The sequence below is a fragment of the Heliomicrobium sulfidophilum genome (assembly GCF_057715735.1).
Map to the genome: position 1 here is coordinate 815,686 of NZ_JBVTZZ010000004.1, position 20,351 is coordinate 836,036.

General features: G+C 59.3%; 20 protein-coding genes. 9 read left to right on the plus strand and 11 right to left on the minus strand.

Going from position 1 to position 20,351, the window contains the following annotated elements; genetic code table 11:
- Positions 1-170 precede the first annotated feature (170 nt).
- From AC0CW1_RS05560 to AC0CW1_RS05575, 4 genes are all read left to right on the plus strand, one after another.
- Positions 171-1,895 (plus strand): methyl-accepting chemotaxis protein, encoded by a 1,725-nt coding sequence (locus tag AC0CW1_RS05560; RefSeq protein WP_488182051.1) that lies wholly within the window; start codon positions 171-173, stop codon positions 1,893-1,895.
- Positions 1,896-2,150: 255 nt separating this feature from the next.
- A complete protein-coding gene (locus tag AC0CW1_RS05565; RefSeq protein WP_488182128.1) occupies positions 2,151-4,259 on the plus strand; it encodes an AMP-binding protein in 2,109 nt (702 codons plus the stop codon).
- Between the two features lie 70 nt (positions 4,260-4,329).
- Positions 4,330-5,508 (plus strand): lysophospholipid transporter LplT, encoded by a 1,179-nt coding sequence (gene lplT, locus AC0CW1_RS05570; RefSeq protein ID WP_488182052.1) that lies wholly within the window; start codon positions 4,330-4,332, stop codon positions 5,506-5,508.
- 118 nt (positions 5,509-5,626) lie between these two features.
- Positions 5,627-5,914, plus strand: a complete 288-nt coding sequence (locus tag AC0CW1_RS05575; protein WP_488182053.1) for a hypothetical protein — start codon at positions 5,627-5,629, stop codon at positions 5,912-5,914.
- Between the two features lie 97 nt (positions 5,915-6,011).
- Here the strand turns inward: AC0CW1_RS05575 and AC0CW1_RS05580 are convergent, their stop codons facing one another.
- Positions 6,012-6,224: a 4Fe-4S binding protein gene (locus tag AC0CW1_RS05580; RefSeq protein WP_488182054.1), complete on the minus strand. Its 213-nt coding sequence runs from the start codon at positions 6,222-6,224 to the stop codon at positions 6,012-6,014.
- 147 nt (positions 6,225-6,371) lie between these two features.
- Between AC0CW1_RS05580 and AC0CW1_RS05585 the strand changes: the two genes are divergently transcribed.
- On the plus strand, positions 6,372-7,313 hold the full coding sequence (locus tag AC0CW1_RS05585) for an MBL fold metallo-hydrolase (RefSeq protein WP_488182055.1): 942 nt from the start codon (positions 6,372-6,374) through the stop codon (positions 7,311-7,313).
- Between the two features lie 57 nt (positions 7,314-7,370).
- Here AC0CW1_RS05585 and AC0CW1_RS05590 read toward each other — a convergent pair whose 3' ends face one another.
- Together AC0CW1_RS05590 and AC0CW1_RS05595 are read right to left on the minus strand one after the other, a co-directional pair.
- Positions 7,371-7,889, minus strand: a complete 519-nt coding sequence (locus AC0CW1_RS05590) for a 2-thiouracil desulfurase family protein (RefSeq protein ID WP_488182129.1) — start codon at positions 7,887-7,889, stop codon at positions 7,371-7,373.
- 43 nt (positions 7,890-7,932) lie between these two features.
- Positions 7,933-8,787: a magnesium transporter CorA family protein gene (locus tag AC0CW1_RS05595; RefSeq protein ID WP_488182056.1), complete on the minus strand. Its 855-nt coding sequence runs from the start codon at positions 8,785-8,787 to the stop codon at positions 7,933-7,935.
- An 80-nt stretch (positions 8,788-8,867) separates the two neighbouring features.
- Between AC0CW1_RS05595 and gluQRS the strand changes: the two genes are divergently transcribed.
- A complete protein-coding gene (gene gluQRS, locus AC0CW1_RS05600; protein WP_488182057.1) occupies positions 8,868-9,884 on the plus strand; it encodes a tRNA glutamyl-Q(34) synthetase GluQRS in 1,017 nt (338 codons plus the stop codon).
- Positions 9,885-9,951: 67 nt separating this feature from the next.
- Positions 9,952-12,378 carry a heavy metal translocating P-type ATPase gene (locus AC0CW1_RS05605; RefSeq protein WP_488182058.1) on the plus strand — a complete coding sequence of 809 codons (2,427 nt, stop codon included), beginning with the start codon at positions 9,952-9,954 and terminating at the stop codon, positions 12,376-12,378.
- A 217-nt stretch (positions 12,379-12,595) separates the two neighbouring features.
- On the opposite strand, the gene AC0CW1_RS05610 is transcribed toward AC0CW1_RS05605, so the two are convergent.
- Positions 12,596-13,546, minus strand: a complete 951-nt coding sequence (locus AC0CW1_RS05610) for a D-2-hydroxyacid dehydrogenase (protein ID WP_488182059.1) — start codon at positions 13,544-13,546, stop codon at positions 12,596-12,598.
- Positions 13,543-14,193: an endonuclease III gene (nth, locus tag AC0CW1_RS05615; RefSeq protein WP_488182130.1), complete on the minus strand. Its 651-nt coding sequence runs from the start codon at positions 14,191-14,193 to the stop codon at positions 13,543-13,545. Before nth ends, AC0CW1_RS05610 begins: the two co-directional genes overlap by 4 nt.
- Positions 14,194-14,408: 215 nt before the next feature.
- Here nth and AC0CW1_RS05620 point away from each other — a divergent pair, with 215 nt between their 5' ends.
- Both AC0CW1_RS05620 and AC0CW1_RS05625 read left to right on the plus strand, forming a co-directional pair.
- Complete coding sequence (locus tag AC0CW1_RS05620; protein ID WP_488182060.1) at positions 14,409-14,771, plus strand: carbohydrate-binding protein; 363 nt, start codon at positions 14,409-14,411, stop codon at positions 14,769-14,771.
- Positions 14,772-15,011: 240 nt separating this feature from the next.
- The gene (locus AC0CW1_RS05625) at positions 15,012-15,338 is read left to right on the plus strand and encodes a DUF896 domain-containing protein (protein WP_488182061.1); all 327 of its coding nucleotides are present in this window, start codon (positions 15,012-15,014) and stop codon (positions 15,336-15,338) included.
- A gap of 105 nt (positions 15,339-15,443) precedes the next feature.
- On the opposite strand, the gene AC0CW1_RS05630 is transcribed toward AC0CW1_RS05625, so the two are convergent.
- The 6 genes from AC0CW1_RS05630 to AC0CW1_RS05655 form a co-directional block, all read right to left on the minus strand.
- Positions 15,444-15,689 carry a DUF3243 family protein gene (locus AC0CW1_RS05630; RefSeq protein ID WP_488182062.1) on the minus strand — a complete coding sequence of 82 codons (246 nt, stop codon included), beginning with the start codon at positions 15,687-15,689 and terminating at the stop codon, positions 15,444-15,446.
- A gap of 93 nt (positions 15,690-15,782) precedes the next feature.
- Positions 15,783-16,022 (minus strand): alpha/beta-type small acid-soluble spore protein, encoded by a 240-nt coding sequence (locus AC0CW1_RS05635; protein WP_488182063.1) that lies wholly within the window; start codon positions 16,020-16,022, stop codon positions 15,783-15,785.
- A gap of 163 nt (positions 16,023-16,185) precedes the next feature.
- A complete protein-coding gene (locus tag AC0CW1_RS05640) occupies positions 16,186-16,515 on the minus strand; it encodes a rubredoxin-like domain-containing protein (protein ID WP_488182064.1) in 330 nt (109 codons plus the stop codon).
- A gap of 136 nt (positions 16,516-16,651) precedes the next feature.
- Positions 16,652-17,692 carry an aldo/keto reductase gene (locus tag AC0CW1_RS05645; protein WP_488182065.1) on the minus strand — a complete coding sequence of 347 codons (1,041 nt, stop codon included), beginning with the start codon at positions 17,690-17,692 and terminating at the stop codon, positions 16,652-16,654.
- Positions 17,689-18,507, minus strand: coding sequence for a helix-turn-helix domain-containing protein (locus AC0CW1_RS05650; RefSeq protein ID WP_488182066.1), 819 nt, complete (start codon positions 18,505-18,507; stop codon positions 17,689-17,691). Before AC0CW1_RS05650 ends, AC0CW1_RS05645 begins: the two co-directional genes overlap by 4 nt.
- Positions 18,508-18,651: 144 nt before the next feature.
- Positions 18,652-20,310 (minus strand): NAD+ synthase, encoded by a 1,659-nt coding sequence (locus tag AC0CW1_RS05655; protein ID WP_488182067.1) that lies wholly within the window; start codon positions 20,308-20,310, stop codon positions 18,652-18,654.
- Positions 20,311-20,351 lie beyond the last annotated feature (41 nt).

A 20,351-nucleotide genomic window follows, 5' to 3' on the forward strand; every position in this document is an offset into this window, starting at 1 on the left:
GAGAGGCTTTTTCTTTTCCTATATCTGACAAATATTTTTTCAAAGGAAAACACATCTTTTTGTCGAAAAACTCCATAAATCAATTATCTTTATATCACCGCTTGTGCTATTGATGTTTTTCTCATGAAGAAAGCACTACGTTTTTTATTGAAGAAGGGAGTTGCAATGGAATGAAATTAACTGTCGGCAAAAAGATCAATCTCGGCTTCATTATCATGCTGTCTCTCGTGTTGCTCCTGGGCGGAAGCTCCTACTACTCGCTCCAATCGTCTTCCAGCCATCTCGATGAGATGACGATTGCCAACGAGCGGCAGGTTCTCGTCCTGACCATCGAGGCCGAGTACCAGGGCGCAGTGGCCGATGTGCGCGGCTACATGACTTATGGCGACCAGAAGTACCGCATCCAGTATGAAGAGAAGATCGCCAAGGTCCTCGCCATGGAGGATAAACTCCACGAGATGGCCCTGGTTGAACGGAAAGAAAAGGTTGTCCAGTTGAAGGCGGCCACGACCGACTGGCGCAACGGCGTGCTCAACGAACTGATGCCCTCCGTCCAAGAGGAGCACGCCGCCCTCAGCCGCGGTGACATCGAGGGGTACCGGACCCATCATGATCGCTCCCAGGCAATCGCCAAAACGCTGGTGCCGAAAGCAACCCAGATCATGGCAACCCTTCGCGATTTTGTCCAGTTCAATCAGGATCTTTTCAATCAGAGCGTGACTGGCACAAAGACTGACGCCAGCCGCATGGAGACCATCTCCATCACCCTGGCCGTGATCGCCATGATCACCGGCGCCGCCTCCCTCATCCTCTTCCCTCGCATGATCCGCCGCCCCATCGAGCAGATGGTGGCAGGGGCCGACAAGTTCGCCGCCGGCGATCTGCGCGCCGCCATCGACATCCATTCGGACGATGAGTTCGGCCAGCTCGCCTCCGCCCTAAACCGGATGCAGGGGAATCTGAAGGAACTGATCGGCAAGATCAAAGTTTCCTCGACCGACCTGGCCGAGTCATCTTCGCAGTTGTCTGACGCGGCGGAGCAGTCGGCCCAAGCGTCGGCCCAGGTGGCGGAAGCGATCTCCTCTGTGGCGGGAGGAAATGATGCTCAACTACAGGCGATGACGGAAACGGCATCGGTGATGGAGCAGATCGGCACCCGCACCGACAAGGCCGTTGTCATCACCCATGAGGTGTCAGCTTTGACTGGCGAAACGTCGCAGGCCGCCGAAGAAGGCCGGACAGCCATCGGCGCCGCCACGAATCAGATGAACCGGATTGAAGCGACGGTTACCGGTCTGGCCAAGGTCGTCGCCAACCTGGATGAACGCTCCCAGGCCATCGGCCAGATCGTCGACCTGATCGCCGGCATCGCCGGGCAGACGAACCTGCTGGCCCTGAACGCTGCCATCGAAGCGGCCCGGGCCGGTGAACAGGGCCGCGGCTTCGCCGTCGTCGCCGAGGAGGTCCGCAAGCTGGCTGAGCAGTCACAGGACTCGGCCAGCCAGATCGCCGTCCTGATCGAAGAGATCCGCCGGGAGATCGATGCCGCAGTCAAATCGATGAATGACGGCTCCCGGGAGGTCACCGAGGGCGCCCAGGTCGTTCACCGGGCGGGAGAAGCCTTCATGACCATCTCCGATCGGGTTGTCCTAGTAGCCGCCCAGGTGAAGGAGATCACGATTGCTGTGGAGCAACTGGCCGCAGGCGGCAAGCAGATCGCAGCCATGGTGCATAAAGCCGACGGCATCAGCAAGGACATCGCTGAACAGTCCCAGTCGGTCTCTGCCGCCACAGAGGAGCAGAGCGCATCGATGGAGCAGATCTCGGCTTCCAGCCATAGCCTGTTGAAGATGGCCGATAATCTTCGCGAAGCTGTGGAACGGTTCCAGGTCTGATCTCCATCCCCGCAAAAAGACTCATGATCCGATGACACACCGGATACGATCACGCCGGCCTGACTTAACCGACCGATGGCACCGGACCGCCGCCAGAATCAAGAGGCGGCGGTTTTTTACGCCAATTAGCACTCTAGTCCGACACCATTATCTCCTGCTATACTGAATCGATAGTGTAAAAAGGGGGGGAGCCGCCTGAAACTGCTCATTCCAATCCTGCGCTTTTTATTTTCACGCCTCTTTCGCCTGCGACTGCTGCATTTTGAACGCCTCCGCACGGAAGGGCCGCTCATCGTCATGCCCAACCATGTCTCCTTTCTCGACGCCCTGATTTTAGGTTTGTTCCTGCCGGAGGACATCGTCTTCGTTGTCAACACCGACATCGCCGCCAAGATCTCCTTCGCGCTCCGCTTTCGCAAGCATATCCCCATCGACCCCTTAAATCCCTACTCCATACGAGATATCGTTGCCGCCGTCAAGGGCGGCATGAGCGTCGTCCTCTTCCCGGAGGGGCGGATTACGATGACAAACAGCATCATGAAGATCTATGACGGCATCGCCTTCATCGCCCAGAAGACGGGCGTTCCCGTTTACCCTGTCGGCATCAACGGCCCCCAGCACTCGCGCTTTTCCCGCCTGGAAGGCAAGATGCCGCTGCGCTGGTTCCCGCAGATCACCATCTATGTCGATGAGCCCTTCACCCTTCGCACGGTTAAGGGGCAGAATCAAAAAGACCAAAAGACCGCCGGAAGCGACCGGATCCTGAAAGCCCTGGAACAGGCGCTCTTTCGCAGCCGCCACCGCAAAGAGGTCAATCTCTTCAATGAGTTGCTCGACGCGGCCCAGTTGTACGGAATGAACAAGGATACGATCGAAGATATCAACCAGAAGCTGACCTACCGCAAACTGCTCCTGGGGATCTACGCCCTGAGTGAACCCCTTGCGCGGCGACTCGCCGGCGAGCAACGGGTCGGTGTCATGCTGCCCAACGCCGCCGCCCATGTGGTCACCCTCTTCGCCCTCTTTCGCGTCAACATCACCCCGGCCATCCTGAATTTTACGAGCGGCCCCCAGGGGATCGTCGACAGCTGTGAGACGGCGGAACTGAAGACAGTGATCACCTCCCGCCAGTTCATCGAAAAAGCGGGCCTGCAGGCCCATGTGGAGAAAGCGGCTGAGAAGGCACGCATCCTGTACCTGGAGGATGTGCGGGAAGAGGTGACTTCCTTCGGAAAACTGAAGGCCCTCCTGAACGTGGTTCTGAAGCGCCGGACGCCGCCGGGACAGGAGCGGCTCATCCTCTTTACCTCGGGAAGCGAAAGCAAACCGAAAGGCGTCATCCTCCGCCACGACAACATCCAGGCCAATGTGATGCAGGCCTGCACCGTCGTCGCCCTGACGGCGAAGGACAAACTGCTCAACGCCCTGCCCATGTTCCACAGCTTCGGGCTCCAGGGCGTCTTCATCCCCCTCCTCTGCGGCTTTGAAGTCTTCCTCTACCCCACACCGCTGCACTACAAGGTCATCCCGGAGATCGCCTATGACCGCAACGCCACCATCATCTTCGGAACAGGCACCTTCTTGCAAGGGTATGGCAAACATGCCCATCCCTACGACTTTTACTCCATCCGCTACGTTGTCACCGGCGGGGAAAAATTGAAAGAAGAAACGCGCCGCCTGTGGCTGGACAAATTCGGCCTGCGCTCCCTGGAAGGCTACGGTTGCACAGAGGCCTCCCCCTTCCTGGCCATCAACTCCCCCCTCTGCTACAAGGCGGGCAGCGTCGGTCGCATCTTCCCCGATGTGGAACACCGCATCGAACCGGTGCCAGGGATCGAACGGGGCGGCAACCTTTTCGTCAAAGGGCCCAACGTGATGGAAGGCTACCTGATCCATGGCAAGGGCTTCGTCCCTGCCGGCGAGTGGTATGACTGCGGCGATCTGGTGGAAGAAGACGCCCGGGGATTCATCACCGTCCTCTCGCGGCTCAAGCGCTTCGCCAAGCTCGGCGGCGAGATGGTCTCCCTGAACCTGATTGAGGAACTGGCCGCCCGCTGTTTCCACTCGACAGAGGTGGCCGCCGTCAACGTTTCCGGCGGAAAAAAGGGCGAGCAGGTGGTGCTCTTTACGACCGTAAAAAATGCTTCCCGGCAGGCCCTCCGCGATTTTATCGCCAGTTCGGGCCAGTCGCCCCTGCTCGTTCCGGCGCGGCTCTGCCACCTCGACAGCCTGCCCCTGCTGGGCAGCGGCAAGACAGACTATGTGACACTGAAGACGGTTTACGCTGAAACCATGGCCGGCGTTGGCGCCGATGAAGACGACGATGAGGACGCCGACGGGAGGGAGGGCGGACAGATTGCCTGACCTGCCGGAAAATGCACTTAGACAAGGGCCGGGAGGCCCTGAAGGGTCACGAGGTTCTGGAGGGCCAGCGATGCCCAGGCTTCGCCCGCTGACGGCGCTCCTGGCGGCCCAGTTTTTTTCCGCCTTTGCCGACAACATGATCCTCTTCATCACCCTGGCCATTATCAAAGTGAAGGGACTGCCTGACTACTACCTCCCCCTCGTCCAGGTGGCTTTTCTCTTCGCCTATGTCATCCTGGCGCCCTGGGTTGGCCGGCTGGCTGACCGGGAGGCCAAGTCGCGGATCCTGCTCATCGGCAACGCCGTCAAGCTGGCCGGGATCGCCCTGCTCTTGGCCGGCGTCGATCCCGTCATCAGCTACGCCATCGTCGGTGTCGGCGCTGTCACCTACTCGCCGGCGAAATACGGGATCCTGCCTGAACTGACCGATTCGGAAGCGAAACTCCTGAAGGCGAACTCGCTCATCGAGAGCTTCACCATCCTGGCCATCCTGACAGGCTCTGTCGCTGGCGGCATCCTGTCCGACCGTTCGATCCCCCTCGCCCTGCTGGCTTGCGCCGCCCTCTACGGCACATCGATGGCCCTGACCTTTTTCATCCCGTCCAAAGCCGGCAACCGCGCCATCACCATCGATTTCCGCGCCATTCCAGCCTTTTTCAGCGACATCGCTCAGCTCTGGCGGCTGTCGGCCTGCCGGTTTTCCCTGATCGGCACCGGCGCCTTCTGGCTCTCCTCGGCGGTGCTGCGACTCGTCGTCATTCAATGGATCCCGGTCACCTTGGGGATCGTGACGAACACCTCCATCTCTCTGCTGATCTCGGTCACCGGTGTGGGCATCGTCCTCGGCGCCGCCGTGACGCCAAAGCTGATCCGCTTCCAGGATTATGAGAAGTCGCGGCTCTACGGCGTCGTGATGGTCGCCATCATCTTTACCTTTCTGCTCATCAAGACAGTGCCCTTTACTATCGCAGCGTTGCTGGCCGTCGGCTTCACCGGCGGCGTCTTCATCGTGCCGATGAACGCCGTGCTCCAGCATGAGGGACATGGTTCCATCGGCGCCGGCAAGACGATCGCCATCCAGAACTTTGTGGAAAACACGCTCATGTTCTCCGGTGTGGCCCTCTTGACAGTCGCCACAAAGGCGCAGGTTCCCTTGACGGCCATCATCACGGCCACCGGAACGATCATGGCCCTCTTGGTCGGGCTCCTCTTTACCGCCTCTTCCGGCGCGCTCAAACGCTCCCTCTAACACTGTTTTTCAACGAAATCTTGAACTGAGTCTTGCATCTTGCAACGAGATGAGCGCAACAACAAAGGATCGGCCTTGCAAAAACTTTGTCGAACGAGGCGAGGCACATGTACGTTCATTGCCGGAACAACTGCTTTATCTGGGCGAGTGGCTGGACGAAGCTGCCAAGCTCCACCACTTCGAAATCTATGTGCAGATGCGCCATGTCTCCGGTTTGCCCCAACCTGGGTTTGACCCTGAAGAACCAGCGCAGATGATCGTGGACTGCCGATTCTGGTGTCCCGAGGAGGTGCGGACCGCACCGTTGCCGGTCTACCCCCTGATCCTCCGCGACCGCTTCTGGGATGACCTTGCTGCCGGTTTTTACGGTCATCCGGTCTACCTGGGCCGGGAAGAGCACATTTAAACCACGCCTTATTCGCATAGGTATAGTAAAGCCGACCCCTGTTTAAGGCGGTCGGCTTTTGCTTTAGGATTTCCCTTGACTTATGGATTTTTTAAGGTTACTTTTTGCCCTTTTTGCTGATCGCCTGTTGCGGGCAGATGCGGATACAGAGCCCGCAGCCCGTGCATTTGCTTTCGTCGATTTCCCACCGGTCCACCTTGCGCTTGAAGAAGCCTTCCCCGCCGACAGGAATGATCGCTTGCACCGGGCAGCGCCGCGCAGGCGGGCAACCTTTCATCCGGTCACATATGCTGTGATCAATCGTCACCATCATTAATACCCCCTGCCGGTATTATACGCGTCTCTGCGGCGATACGTCAACAGGCAGAAATCTCCCCCCTCTTTCTTTCGGGGATAGGCATCCGGCAATAGGGCGAAAATGACAGGGACGGCATTTTCCTGAGAAAGGAATGGGTCGATGAAGCTCCTTACCTGGGCATTCTGGCTGGTGGCTGTCCTGGCGGCCCTCCTGATGTTGCTTTTAGCCCTTGACTATCCGCCTATCCTGCGTGTGATCGTCCGCAATCTGAAATATGAATTATCTCATCCGATGCTGAAAGCGCCCAGTCCACTTACATTGCCGTTGGGGCCGGCAAGCGACATCCACTGCGGCTGGATCGGTCATTCCACATGGATCATCGAATTTCAGGGCGTCCGACTGATCACCGACCCCGTTTTTTCTGACCGTGTGGCCTTGATGCGGAGACGTACTGCCGCCGCCATCACGCCTGAACAGATCGAGCAACTGGATGGTGTCCTGGTTACGCACGCCCACGTTGACCATCTTGACCCGAAGAGCCTGCGCCAGCTTCCCAAGGGAACGCTGCTGCTGCTTCCGGAAGGGGACGACCCTTCTGTGTCCGGCATCCCGCTCACCCTCGCGCCGATGCGCGGCGACGACACTTATCTGTTAAAAGATGTCAAGGTGACCGCCTTTTCCTCCAACCACGCCGGTCGACGCCACTCCCTGACAACGCCGCGAGAAACCCTCCTCTACCTGTTGCAAAAAGACGGTCACAGCATCGCCTTCTTCGGAGATACCGCCTTTGCCCCTGGCCTTGCCGAGGCAGTCCGCTCGGCCTGCCCCGGCGGTGTCGACGCGGCCTTTGTTCCCATCGCCGGTTACGCCCCCGAGGCCTTCCACCGGGAGCACGCCACACCGGAGGAAGCCTTGCAAATGGCCCTGGCCATGGGCGCACGCACGATCATCCCCATGCACTACGAGACCTTTATCCTCTCGCAGGAACCGATCGATGAGCCGCTGCGGCGGCTGCTGGCGGCGGCCAAGGAGGCCGGTGTCGTCGACCGTGTGAAGCCTGTGCCTGTCGGCGGCGTGTTGCGCCTGACCGGCGCCGGATGACCCTGATGCAACAATAGAACCTTATGAGATGATAAACCCTGATGTGACGATACACATCTATGTAACAATGAGCGGCTTGGCTGGGTGATGGGCGGCAGCCTCTTTGACCAGTCGGTTAAGCAGTTCCTCTGTGAGGTCTTCTTCCGAATAAACGGGAATCCCCTCCTGGCGCAGCAGCGCTGCTGCCACCCCCTGCCCGGCGATCCGCTTTCCGGCAAAAGCGCCGTCATAGATGATGTTCACGCCGCAGGAGGGGCTCCGTTCCTTAAGGATGGCCGCTGTGGCCCCAAAGAGTTGGGCCATGCGGAGTGTTTGTCGGGCGCCTTCGATAAAACCGGCCGTCACGTCGACGCCGTCACCGTTGACGGCGATGGCCTGCCCATCCAGCACCGCCTCTCCGCCTCCCTCCCCTTGCAATTCAACAGGCGGGCGAGGGGTGGAAAAGCCGCCTAGTTGCTCCGGACAGACAGGGATGACAAGGCCTTGGCTGCACAAATCGAGGAGGCTCTGGACGGTGTTTTGGGAACCGTCATACTTCGCTCGGATGCCGAGCAAGCAGGAACTGACGAGAATCATCAATGATCAGCCACCTTCGTTTTATTTGGAACGATATTTTTTACTAAAACCACCGCTTGCGGCGGAAGTACGCCAGCAGCAACCCGGCGATGAGGGCCATCACAACCATAACAGCGTAGTAGCCGTAAGGCCAACGCAGTTCCGGCATGACCTCAAAGTTCATGCCATAGACGCCGACGATAAAGGTGAGCGGTAAAAAGACGGAGGTCACCACGGTCAGCTTTTGCATGACCTGGTTGCCTCGCTGTCCCTGGAGGGTGACCCGGAGTTCCATCAGGCCCTGCAATGCCTCACGGAGGCCTTGCATCTCGAAGGACAGTTCGTTAATATCTTCTAAGAGATCCCGTAGTTGCTGCAGCATTTCGGAACCGCTCTGTCCGCGCAGGTGGAGGTGCTCAATGAGCTTATTCACCAGACGTCGCTTGGCGAAGGTGTCGTGATGGAGCGCCAGGATACGCTTGCGCAACCCAAACAGCCGGTCTAAGGAGATGGTCGTTCCCTGAAGGGCGATGCGTTCCTCCAGCGAGTCCAACTCTTCTTCGATCCGCCCGTACGCTTGCAGATTCCGGTCAAACAGTTCTGACAGGAAAAAGAATACGATGCGGTGAGCCGGGTGAAATTCTCCCGCATCGGCCACAGTCAAACGCCGCTCGATCACGGGAAGGGTGATCTTCGAGTACAGGATAACCCGTTCTTCATCCCAAGCGATGAAGACGGGCACAGCCTCGTCGCCTTCCTTCACCAGGCAAGAAAGCGTTAACGCCAGCATCCCCCCGTCATCAGACAGCAAGCGGTTGCCCCGGAGATTCGGCCTCACGAAACCCTGCGCCTCTGGCGGAAGTTCCGCCGGTTCGGTAGTATACATCAACGCAATTCCGCCGGAATCAACCTGTCGCAACCATGCTCGCCTCCCTGCATAAGGCTTGCCCACGGCGTCACTTATAAGGGTATTGTACTTCTTTTTCGGAGGCTTTTTCCATGATTCTTCCCTTTTCCCCTCGTTTTTCTTCCATACCAGTCGGTCGCTACGCGCCGAGCCCGACAGGGCAACTGCACCTGGGCAACGCCAGAACAGCTTTGCTGGCCTGGCTGCAAATCCGCCGGCTCGGCGGCATCTTTATCTTGCGCATGGAGGACCTCGACCCCGCTCGCTCCATCCCCGCCTATGCCCGCCAGATTCTTGAGGATCTGCGCTGGCTCGGCCTCGACTGGGACGAGGGACCTGATGTAGGCGGCCCTTGCGGCCCTTATACGCAAAGTGAGCGCCAAGGTTTTTATGATGCCGTTATCGATCATTTCCGGCGGTCGGGGCGCATTTTTCCCTGCGCCTGCAGCCGTAAAGACCTGTCCGAACTGGCCCGCGCGCCCCATGGCTTGAACGAGGAAGGCCCCCCCTACCCGGGGCTCTGCCGCGACCTGTCCCCGGAGGCCTGGGAGGCGAAGGTTCGCAAAAAAGGTCAATGTGCCTACCGGTTTCACGTACCGGAAGGCGAGCTGTCCTTCACCGATGCTGTGGCTGGCCTTGTCAGCCAGGATGTGCGCCAGGCCGTCGGTGATTTCGTCGTTCGCCGCGCCGACGGCGTCACCGCCTATCAGTTGGCTGTTGTCGTCGATGACGCCCTCATGGGGGTCACCCATGTGCTGCGCGGCGATGACCTGCTCTCCTCGACACCCCGCCAGATCCTGCTCTTTCAGGCCCTGGACATGCCGCTCCCCCTCTTTTGCCATGTTCCGCTCGTTCTCGGCCCTGATGGCGCCCGCCTGTCCAAACGGCACGGGGGCACAGCCATTGCCGCCCTTCGGGAACAGGGGGTTTCGCCGGAGAAGGTAGTCGGCTTTCTGGCCTCCACAGCCGGCCTGCTGCCGTCGCCTGAACCGGCCCGACCGCAGGAGTTGGTCCCCCTCTTTGCAGAAACAAAACTCCCGCGCCAGCCCTTCCAGGTTAGCGACTTGGCGCTGGCTGAACTGGGCCTCGCTTCCGAAAAAAACCATTGACCGCTGGCTTTTTTTCGCAGTAACATATGAGTAGTTATTCATATGTTCTTCGAAAGAAGGTCACGTCATGGCAAACACATGCAACGGCAGTTGCGCCTGCTCATGCAGTTCTTCCCCAGGGGCAGAAGTTGGCGACTCAACCTCTGCGAATCCGGCATCGGCAGCCCCTGCGCCGAAGGTCGGTGTGCCAGCAGAGGGCGCGCAAGCGGCGGCTGGCATCATCAACTCCGTTGTCGCTGAAGCGGCAGCCTCAGTCGCTCCAGGGACAGCATTCACCCCGGCAAAAAGGGCTGCTTCGGGAACAGCGGCTGCGGAGCCAATACTTCGCTACTATATCGACGGCCTCGATTGCGCCGACTGCGCGGCCAAAGCCGAAAAGATCCTCTCTCAACAAGCGGGCGTCCGCTGGGTCCGCATCGATTTCGGGGCTGGCGCGCTGACCCTTTCGCCCGTCGAACCGGCTTTTTCCCTAGAAAAGATTACATCGGTCGTCTCCAGCCTCGGCTACCGCTTGCGGCTGCCCGAAGTCACCGGTGGACAGGCGACGGGACAGGCAGCCAGCCAGGGGCCGGGAACGTCTATAGGTGACGAGCCACTCTGGCGCCGCATCAACCTCCGCGCCGCCGGACCAGTCCTCTCCGGCCTCGGCCTGGCTACGGGCCTCCTCCTTGACCAGACCGCCCTGACCGCCGTCTCTCCGATCGCCTACACCTTCGCGATCCTTGCCGGAGGCTGGCCCATCGCACGCGCCGCCTGGACCGCCTTGAAAACGTTGACGCTGGATATGAACGTGCTGATGACCCTGGCCGTGATTGGCGCCATCGCCATTAACGAATGGTCTGAAGCGGCGGCCGTTGTCTTCCTCTTCAGCCTGGGGGCGGCGTTGCAAGCGTCGACGCTGGACAAGACGCGCCGTTCCATCCGCTCCCTCCTCTCGCTGACGCCGCCGGTCGCCACCGTCTCCCACGCTGGCGCCGAATCGACCGTCCCGGTGGAACAGGTCGTTCCCGGCGACGTGATCATCGTCCGCCCCGGCGACCGGATCCCCCTGGACGGTCAGGTCCTGCGCGGCGCATCATCGGTCAACCAGGCGCCGGTGACCGGCGAATCAACGCCAGTGGAGAAAGAGCCCGGCGATGTCGTATTTGCCGGGACTGTCAACGAAAACGGCCTCCTGGAAATCCAGGTCACCCGGCCAGCCACAGACAGCGCCGTGGCGCGCATCATCCGCCTCGTCGAGGAGGCCCAGTCCCGCCGCGCCCCCTCCCAGCAGTTTGTGGACCGCTTCGCCGCCATCTACACGCCGGCCGTGATTGTTCTGGCCGCGCTGGTGGCTGTCGTGCCGCCACTCTTCGGCGCTCCCTGGGAGGAATGGTTCTACCGGGCCCTGGAACTGCTGGTCGTGTCTTGTCCCTGCGCGCTGGTCATCTCTACGCCGGTGGCCATCGTGGCCGCTATCGGCAACGGCGCCAAGCGGGGCGTCCTGATCAAAGGCGGCGCCCACCTGGAAGAACTGGGCCGGATCAATACGGTCGCCTTCGACAAGACAGGGACCCTCACCATGGGCCGGCCCGAAGTGACCGGCTTCCTCAACCTATCGCCGGCAGGTCAGCGTGACGACCGGGAACTGCTTGCGATCGCCCACCACCTGGAGCGCCGCTCAACTCATCCGCTGGCAGCAGCTATTGTCCGCTTCGCCGAGGCACAACTCCCGGCGTCCTCAGATACAACAGCCGGCCCGGAAGGCTATATGGCCCTGCCGGGGGCTGGTGTGGCCGGGAGCATCGACGGAATTCGCTACTCCCTCACATCACCAGGCCGCAGCCCGGTCGCGCCGGTACTTCCGGAAACCCTGCTTGCGCAGATCGATTCATGGCAGCGCGACGGCGTTACAGTCAGCCTGCTCGCCGATGAGAACCAGCCGCTGGCCCTCTTCGCCCTCTCCGACGCTTGCCGTTCCGAAAGCGGACACACCCTGGCGCGCCTGAAAGCGGCCGGTGTCAACCACATCGCCATGCTCACCGGCGATAACGGTCACACGGCCCGCCGCATCGCTGCCGAACTGGCTGTTGACGAGGTGCGGGCCGAACTGCTGCCGGCGGAAAAAGCGGAGATCGTCCAATCGTTGATGCGCCCTGGGCGGCGCGTCGCCATGGTGGGCGACGGGATCAACGACGCGCCGGCGTTAGCGGCGGCCAATCTCGGCGTCGCTATGGGCGGCTACGGTTCTGACATGGCGATGGAGACGGCCGATGTGATCCTCGCCAGCAGCAGCCTCGAACAACTTCCCTTTGCCATACGCCTTGGTCGATCAGCCCTGGCGATCATCCGGCAAAACATCATCTTCGCCCTCGTCGTCAAGGCTGTGGCGCTGCTCTTAATCCTCCCCAACTGGCTCAACCTGTGGCTGGCTGTCCTAAGCGACACTGGCGCAGCGCTGATCGTCATCGTGAACGCCGTCCGCCTGATGGGCGTGCGTCCAGAAAGCGAGTAAGACAGTGTAACGGCACATCCATCACCGTAAGCGCAGCCTTGCTGGAAAAACGAAGGGCTGCCTCATTCATGGGAATGGGGCAGCCCTTTTTTCTTTCCGCCGGATTTATCCGCTATCACTTATACCTTTATTTATTGACCAGTTCGTGAATGACCCTGGCCCGTTCGACCAACTCGCCAATGGGCAGTTACCGATTGGAACGGGAAACATTCCCCGATCAATACCCCTTTTCCAGATCAACCACGTTCAGCGGCAATGGTTTTTCCGCCAAGAAGGCTTCTAGGTTCGTTTCGAAGATCTCCAGCGCCCTGTCGAGGTAGCGTGGGGAGCGCCCGGCCACATGGGGCGTGATGATCACGTTGTGCATTTTCCACAAGGGGCTCGCGGCGGAAAGGGGCTCTTCCACAAAGACATCGAGGGCAGCGCCGGCGATCTGTCCCTCTTCCAGCGCTCGCACCAGGGCCGGCTCATCGATCACCTTGCCGCGGGCGATGTTGATCAGGATGGACGACCGTTTCATCACAGAGAACTCCTGAGCGCCGAAGCGCCGTTCCGACGCCGCCGTCAGCGGCATCGATAAGACGACAAAGTCAGCCTCGGCGATGGCCAGGTCGATCTGGTCGCGAGGGTACGTTTTATGTACGCCCTCTACACTCCGACCGTCACTGTTCACCCCGGTGACACGCATCCCGAAGGCGAGGGCGCGCGCAGCGATCTCCATGCCCATGGCGCCGAGCCCGACGATGCAGACCGTCTTCTGATGAATCTCATCGAGCTTGACATGGTCCTCCCAGCGACCTTGCTCCTGCATGCGGACGAAGAAGGGCAACTGGCGGACAAAGGCCAGCATGACGCCCAGGGTGTGTTCAGCTGCTTGAATCGCATGGACACCCTTGGCATTGGTCAGCGTAATCTCCCGCTCTTTCAGCACATCGAAGGGGATATGTTCGAGACCGCCGGCGAAGGATTGAATCCAGCGCAGCTTCGGCGCCCGCCGCAACAGCTCCGCCGTCAGCCCGTCGCCATAGGTGACAAGGACATCCGCCCCTGGCAGGAATTCAAGGGCCTCGCCGGTGGAGCGGCAAATCCGCCACAGTATGCCGGGGTATGTTCGTTCAAGACGTTCGCGGTGCCATTCGGGAAAAGGCATCGTTGTGAGGATCTTCATTCTGTTTCCTCCCCTGTCTCTTGTTTCAGCCCTGTATGTTCCCGGCATTGTTCGGCCAACCGGCAGTCACCGCAGGCCGGTTGGCGGGCGTGGCAAACCTGGCGGCCATGAAAAATCAGCCAGTGGTGGGCCTTCGCCCAGAGGTTCCGGGGAATGTTGTTCATCAGTTCCTGTTCCGTCTTGACCACATCTTTACCCCGGGCCAGTCCCAGGCGATTGGAGACGCGAAAGACGTGGGTGTCCACGGCGATGGCTGGCTCCTGAAAAGCCTCTGCCAGCACCACGTTGGCCGTTTTTCTCCCGACCCCCGGCAGCGCTTCGAGACCCTCCCGGTAACCGGGCACCTGTCCGCCGTGTTTTTCCACCAAGGCCCGGCAGGCTGATAAGATATTGCGGGCTTTGTTCCGGTAGAGGCCGATGCTTTTGATCAGGTCCTCTAACTCCTCCTGGCTGAGCAGGAGCATCGCCTCCGGTGTAGGGGCTTTGGCGAAAAGCGCCGGGGTGACACGGTTGACAGACTTGTCCGTCGCTTGGGCAGCGAGCATCGTGGCGATGAGCAGTTCGAAAGGGTTATGAAAGTTCAAGGCACAGCAGGCGTCGGGGTACATATCGGCGAGGGTTGCCAGGATTTGCGAATGCCTGTCCAGTCTGAGCCACCTCCGGTGGAATCGTCCGGAAAAAGGTAATTTTCAGATTCTTAGTTTACCACATTCAGCGCTTTTGAAAAAGCGGGAGACGCTCTGGGAATTGGCCCCTTTCCACTGTCACCAAATCTTAACGGCTGTGAAAGGGAGGCGCTCGAAACCATACTAACGATGGACCGTTCTTCAAGAGGGAGCCAAGAAAAAGGAGGTCACTTACGGTGACGGATCAACAGCAGTACAGTCAAGGACAATATCAAACCGCAACGGGCGCGACAGGAATGACGAATCAACCGGTAAAAATTCGTCCCCTGCTGGGAGACGGCCGCGATGTGACGATCGTCTATGACGGGATCCTGAGCAAGTCCGGCGCCCAGCAGGTCTACCTCCATGCGGGGTACGGCAAAAACTGGAGCAATGTCTACGACCACCGGATGGAGCCCACCGGTTCCGGTTGGCAGTGTACAATCAACATGGAACAGAATGAGCTCTTATTCTGCTTCAAAGATTCGGCCAACAACTGGGATAACAACAGCGGAAAGAACTGGAGCTACAATTCCCAGGGGACGAACCCTCGCCATTGATCGAAAAGCGGCGGCAGGAAGCCGCCGCTTTTCCGTGAAAACACGATCCGCCTGGTAGAGAAGCCTGATTGCTGCATTTACGGCATGCGCTGGAGCATTGAGGTATTCTTTAAGTCCACGATATTGGCTGATCTAAGGTGCCAAGTTTGAGTTTGTAAGAAAAGAAAATGAGGCTATTGTTGTCATTTTGTTGTATGATTCATCTATGTAAGGCGACAGCGATGCCATAAACCCTTATTCATGAAGGAGGAAGGAACTTTGTCCATCACCAAGGAACTCATCGAGCGGATCAACTACCTGTCGCGTAAAAGCCGGACCCCGGAGGGGCTGACGGAAGAAGAAAAGGCGGAGCAGGCCCATGTGCGCCGTGAATATGTGGACGCTATCAAGGCTCGTGTCAAAGACACCCTTGATCGGGTTGAAATTGTCGACGCCGATCAATTAACCAAGACAGAAGCCCCCCAAGGGCCTAACGGGCAAGGGAACGCTGGTGCACCCGTCACCGCCCAGGGAAATGGCTGCGGATGTCCGACCTGCAGCACAAAGGGCACAACGCCCCATCACTAGACAATCTCTTTACGTAAGGAGCAGAGAAGCCACCGAAAGGGTTTCCTCATCGGCAGCTTCTCTGTCATTCCGGCAAGATATCGCCGGGCAGGAATCCTCCAGGAATCAGTGCAGGGCCTGTTTTCCGTAACGAAGCAGGATGTTGGCCAGCACTTTTTTTTCGTCTTCCGTGCTCACTTCCCATAGTTCTTTCATGAGCTTTTCCTCAGGTTTGTCCGCCTTGAAAAAATGCACGGCAATGTCGCCTAGGTTGACGATGCCTTCTCGCATGACCTCATCAGAGATCCCGTGCTGTTTCCCCTCTTCGATCCGCTGGGCCAGTCGTTCTCGAAAACCTTCCATATCGACCATCGGTCATTCCCTCCTCAACAGTGCATTCAGCTCTAGCATTTCCCGGCGCCCCCCGGCCTATGCCGGATAGATCGGCTGCTGCTCTAGCCGTTCCTAATCCTTTTTGTCCTTCAGATTGAGGTTTGCTTTGCGCTCCCCTTCCTCTGCCAAGGCTCGTTCAGCCGTCTCCACCATCTGTTGGCGCACATAGGTTTCGAGACCGTCGCGGGCCATACCCAACTCCACATTGTTGTCCAGCGGCTCGTTGGTCCCCATTTCCTTGGCCGTCTCCCATTTCAGGCGGTCGATCTGGCGATGGGTGCGCAGATCCTCATTCTGCTTCTTGTGGCTCATCGAAATGCCTCACCTCAACGCTAGCTTCCCTCACCAGAAACAAGTTATGTGTAAAAAAAGAACCCTCTGCGCGCTCTTCCCTTTTCCAGATAGAGCGACAGGGGGTTCTCTTGTTCGAGCCAGGCGCCGATTCAGCAAAAACAGTCAGATGTCGACTGAATCTTTAGCCCCATTTGCCTTTGTTCATATGGCCCTGGAGCTCGGCCTTGATCGACTGGCGATACTCGACAGCCGACTGGCGAAGCCGGTCAAAGAGCTTGTTGCAGCCGGGATCAAGGTCTTCCTCACGGCCTTCCTCGGCCAAGAACTGGATGTTCTCCAGCAGGCTCAGCAGTTGGACATGGATGTCATTGGTGATCCGAGAGCGTTCGACCAGGTTGGCTGCCTCTTCCGAGAGGGCCGCGAATTTTTCCTTGGGCGCCCCGCATTTGGGGCACTGGTCCGGCGCCGCTTCTCCCTCGTGGATGTAACCGCATAGGCCACACTTGAACATAGGAAGATACCACCTTTCTTTCGATCACATCATCTTTACAATCCTTCGCTTGAGCAAGATGTTGCGATCCCTTATCCCCTTTTCTTTACTCCATCAGATCTCGTCATCTCTAGTGCTATTCATTCGCCATTCTACCCTATTTTTCCTCCTTTACGCCAGGATCGTCCAAATGGGCATGGGCCTCTTTGAGCATGTCCCGGATGGGCAGGTCATAGGGGCAACGGGCCTCACAAACACCGCATTCTCGACAGGCGTCGGCCTTGACCCCCACGGCCCTATACCGCTCTTGCGCCCAGCCTTGCAGGTTGTAACGGGTCCAATAGCCATGGAGGAGGAAGGTCAGGGGGATATTAACGCCGTGGGGACAGGGCATACAGTACTCGCAGCGCCGGCAAAAGCGCTCGCCCATGGAGCGAAGCGCCTCCCGCACCTGGGCCGTCTCTTGCGCAGTCAGGGGATGCCCCTCATTGCCAACGCGACAATTGGCTCTCACCTGGTCAAAGGAATCCATGCCAGGGATGACGACCGACACGGGTTTGTCGAGGAAAAAGCGCAGCGATTGTTCCGCCCAATCGGGACCGAGAGCGCCTCCGGCGAGGGGCTTCATGACGATGATGCCCAACTCCTGTTCGGAGCAAGCCGGCAGCAGGCGTTCCTCCACCCCTGTTTCGATGATATTATAGGGGAACTGGCAGGTGACAAAACGGCCGGTGGCTATGGCCTTTTCCAGGACTGCCGTCACATGGCCAGTGATGCCAATTTCTTTGATCCAACCGCGCCGGCGGGCTTCCTCAGCTCCTTCCAGGGCGCCGCCCGGCCCGAGCACTTGTTCCAAGGAGCCATCGTCCTTGACATTGTGCAGCTGATATAGGTCGATGGTCTCAACTCCGAGATTGGAGCGGCTTTTTTCGATATCCGCCAGCATCCCTTCGGCCGTCCGCTCCATGCTTTTTGTGGCGAGGAAAAAGGAATCCCGGGGGATGCCTCGGATCCCCAGGCCGATCTTCTTCTCACTGTCTGAATAGCCGCGGGCGGTATCGATGAAATTGACGCCTGCCGCCAAAGCGGCGACGACGACGTCTACCGCCGCGGCGTCGTCAAGCCGTTGGATGGCGATGCCGCCAAGGCCGATGAAAGAAACAGGCCAGCCGAGCCGGCCTAGTGCGCGCTTTTTCATGCTTCGATCCCTTCTTCTTCAATAGATGTGAGATAGGCTTCCTCATTGAGCAATCGTCGGCTGCCGACCAGGCCGGTCTGCTTGATCAGCCGGACAACGCCGAAGAGAAAGCGCAACTCTGCTTCGTTTAAATCGTAGATCATGCGCAACGTCTGTTGGATCGGCGGTTCCCCCAGCAAACGGATCAGGTCGTCGCCGAGCACCGGCAACAGGTTTTCCAGGGAAGGCTGGGGCACCAGGAAGTAGCAAGGCGTCACACCGACCGCCTCCGCCACCCGTTCGATTGTGCGCAAGGACGGCTGCACCTTCCCCTGTTCGATCTGTCCGATCAGACCGGGCGAGACACCAGCCCGCTCCGCCACCTCGGCCTGAGTCAAGCCGAGTTGTTCCCGGATGCTGCGCAAGCGGGTGGCGATGGCGGTTAACGATCCCATCAACTGCGGGATGGAGACATTCAGGTGATCGGCCAGTGACCGCAAGGTGTCGACGCCGGGGCGCAGGCTCTCCTCTTCGATCTCTTTCAGCATTTCGGCGGTGATGCCGGCTAACCGGGCCAGTTCCTGCAGTGAAAGCCCTCGTTCCTCCCGGAGCAAACGCAATTTTTGACCGAGGCCGATCTCCCCCCCTTCAGGGTTCCCCTCCTCTCGTTTGAAGCCGAAGGCGGCAGCGATTTTTTCTATGATCCGAGGCGCCGGTTGCTTGGCGCCCCGCTCGATCTCGCTCAGATAAGATACGGAGACGCCGGAGAGGCGGGAAAGCTCCTGCAGCGACAGTCCTTTTTCCTCCCGGGCATGACGAATCCAGCTATGGTCCATGAGTGGCCCCCTTGCCGGTTGATGATTTGCTATGTACTCATGTCCTTTCAACTACCAGGTCGATTCCTATTCTATTATCCTCCTCGGTCACCCTCATCTGCGCGATTTAAACCCCGTTGCCATTTCAGACAACGGGGCTTTGTCTTAATATCTCGCCGCCACCGGCATCCGGCGGCCCACGCCGAAGGCCTTGGTGGTCACCTTCAGTCCCGGCGCCGCCTGGCGGCGCTTGTACTCGCTGCGGTTGACCGTCTTGATCACCCAGTCGACCGTTTCAGCGTCAAAGCCGCGCGCCACGATTTCTTCGCCGGCTAACCCCTCTTCAATGTAGAACTGCAAAATCGCGTCGAGCGTCGGATAAGGCGGCAATGTGTCCTGGTCCTTCTGGCCGGGACGCAATTCCGCCGATGGGGCTTTCTCGATGATCTCCCGAGGGATAACCGCTCGCTCCCGGTTGATGTACTCGGCCAGTTCATAGACGAGCGTCTTGGGCACGTCGGAGAGGACACTCAAGCCGCCGCTCATATCGCCGTAGAGGGTGCAGTAGCCGGTGGCCAACTCGCTCTTGTTGCCTGTCGAGAGGAGCAGGTGGCCGAACTTATTCGAGAAGGCCATGAGCGTGTTGCCGCGGATGCGGGCTTGCAGGTTTTCCTCGGTGACATCAGCCTTCCGTCCCTCGAAATGCTCCTCCATGGTGAAGATATAGGCGTGATAGATATCGGCGATAGGGATCACCTTGAAGGGCACGCCCAGGTTGGCGGCCAACAGCCGTGAGTCCTCGACGCTGCCGATGGAGGAGTAGGGCGACGGCATGGAGATGCCGAGCACGTTCTCCGCCCCCAGCGCCTCCGCGGCGAGGCAGCAGGTGACGGCTGAATCGATGCCGCCGGAGAGGCCGACGACGGCCTTCGTGAAACCGCACTTGCGCAGGTAATCGCCAATGCCCAGGACGAGGGCGTCATGGACCGACGCCACCCGGTCCCGGGGAGCGAAGGCCGCCGGCGCCCCCGCTGTTTCCTGCGCGCTCTTTTTCACGTCGACGATGGTGAAATCCTCCTGGAAGGCGGGGCTGAGCGCCAGCGGCGCCCCTTGAACATCCAGGGCGATGCTGCCGCCGTCGAAAATCAGTTCATCATTGGCGCCCACCTGATTCACATAGATGAACGGAGTTCCATACCGGACAGCATGGTTGCGGAGCAGCCGGTAGCGCGTCTCTTCCTTGCCCATCTCAAAAGGAGAGGCCGAGATATTGATCAGCACCGTAGCGCCCTGCCGGGCCAATTCTTCGATAGGGTCCCGGTCATATCGCCGGCGCTGGGGCCAAAAGTCGGAGTCGTTCCAGGCATCCTCGCAGACGGAGATGCCCAGCACCTCGCCGCCGAAGGCGACAGGCTTGGCGACGGTAGCCGGATCAAAATAGCGCGCCTCATCAAAGACATCATAGGTCGGCAGAAGCGATTTCGCCTGCCGGTGCAACACCTCCCCTCCACCGATAAGCACGGCGGCATTGGCCAAGCCCTTGCCGGCAGGGTTGTCCCCGCGGAGGGGCGCGCCGATGAGGATGGCCGTATTCTTGAAGTCAGCGGAACGCCGGACCAGTTCGTCCAGGGCCGCCTCGATCCGGTCGATGAACCAGGGCTTTTCCAGCAGGTCCTTCGGCGGGTAGCCCGTCAGATACAGTTCCGAAAAAACGATCAGGGAAGCCCCTTCCCGGGCCGCCCGGGTCCAGGCGTCGACGGCTTTGGCCAGGTTGACTTCAATGTCTCCCACGACGGGGTTGAGTTGAGCGATAGCGATTTTCACGGTTCCCCACTCCCGGCTGATGTATGATAGGTAGTAAGTCC

Excerpts from the sequence above, each read along its gene's own strand:
- AC0CW1_RS05580 (WP_488182054.1), bottom strand. The coding sequence starts at position 6,224 with ATGGTGACGATTGATCACAGCATATGTGACCGGATGAAAGGTTGCCCG.
- AC0CW1_RS05650 (WP_488182066.1), bottom strand. The coding sequence starts at position 18,507 with ATGGACCATAGCTGGATTCGTCATGCCCGGGAGGAAAAAGGACTGTCG.
- lplT (WP_488182052.1), top strand. The coding sequence starts at position 4,330 with ATGCCCAGGCTTCGCCCGCTGACGGCGCTCCTGGCGGCCCAGTTTTTT.
- AC0CW1_RS05625 (WP_488182061.1), top strand. The coding sequence starts at position 15,012 with ATGAAGGAGGAAGGAACTTTGTCCATCACCAAGGAACTCATCGAGCGG.
- AC0CW1_RS05605 (WP_488182058.1), top strand. The coding sequence starts at position 9,952 with ATGGCAAACACATGCAACGGCAGTTGCGCCTGCTCATGCAGTTCTTCC.
- AC0CW1_RS05560 (WP_488182051.1), top strand. The coding sequence starts at position 171 with ATGAAATTAACTGTCGGCAAAAAGATCAATCTCGGCTTCATTATCATG.
- AC0CW1_RS05610 (WP_488182059.1), bottom strand. The coding sequence starts at position 13,546 with ATGAAGATCCTCACAACGATGCCTTTTCCCGAATGGCACCGCGAACGT.
- AC0CW1_RS05635 (WP_488182063.1), bottom strand. The coding sequence starts at position 16,022 with ATGAGCCACAAGAAGCAGAATGAGGATCTGCGCACCCATCGCCAGATC.
- gluQRS (WP_488182057.1), top strand. The coding sequence starts at position 8,868 with ATGATTCTTCCCTTTTCCCCTCGTTTTTCTTCCATACCAGTCGGTCGC.
- AC0CW1_RS05585 (WP_488182055.1), top strand. The coding sequence starts at position 6,372 with ATGAAGCTCCTTACCTGGGCATTCTGGCTGGTGGCTGTCCTGGCGGCC.
- AC0CW1_RS05640 (WP_488182064.1), bottom strand. The coding sequence starts at position 16,515 with ATGTTCAAGTGTGGCCTATGCGGTTACATCCACGAGGGAGAAGCGGCG.
- AC0CW1_RS05590 (WP_488182129.1), bottom strand. The coding sequence starts at position 7,889 with ATGATTCTCGTCAGTTCCTGCTTGCTCGGCATCCGAGCGAAGTATGAC.
- AC0CW1_RS05645 (WP_488182065.1), bottom strand. The coding sequence starts at position 17,692 with ATGAAAAAGCGCGCACTAGGCCGGCTCGGCTGGCCTGTTTCTTTCATC.
- AC0CW1_RS05630 (WP_488182062.1), bottom strand. The coding sequence starts at position 15,689 with ATGGTCGATATGGAAGGTTTTCGAGAACGACTGGCCCAGCGGATCGAA.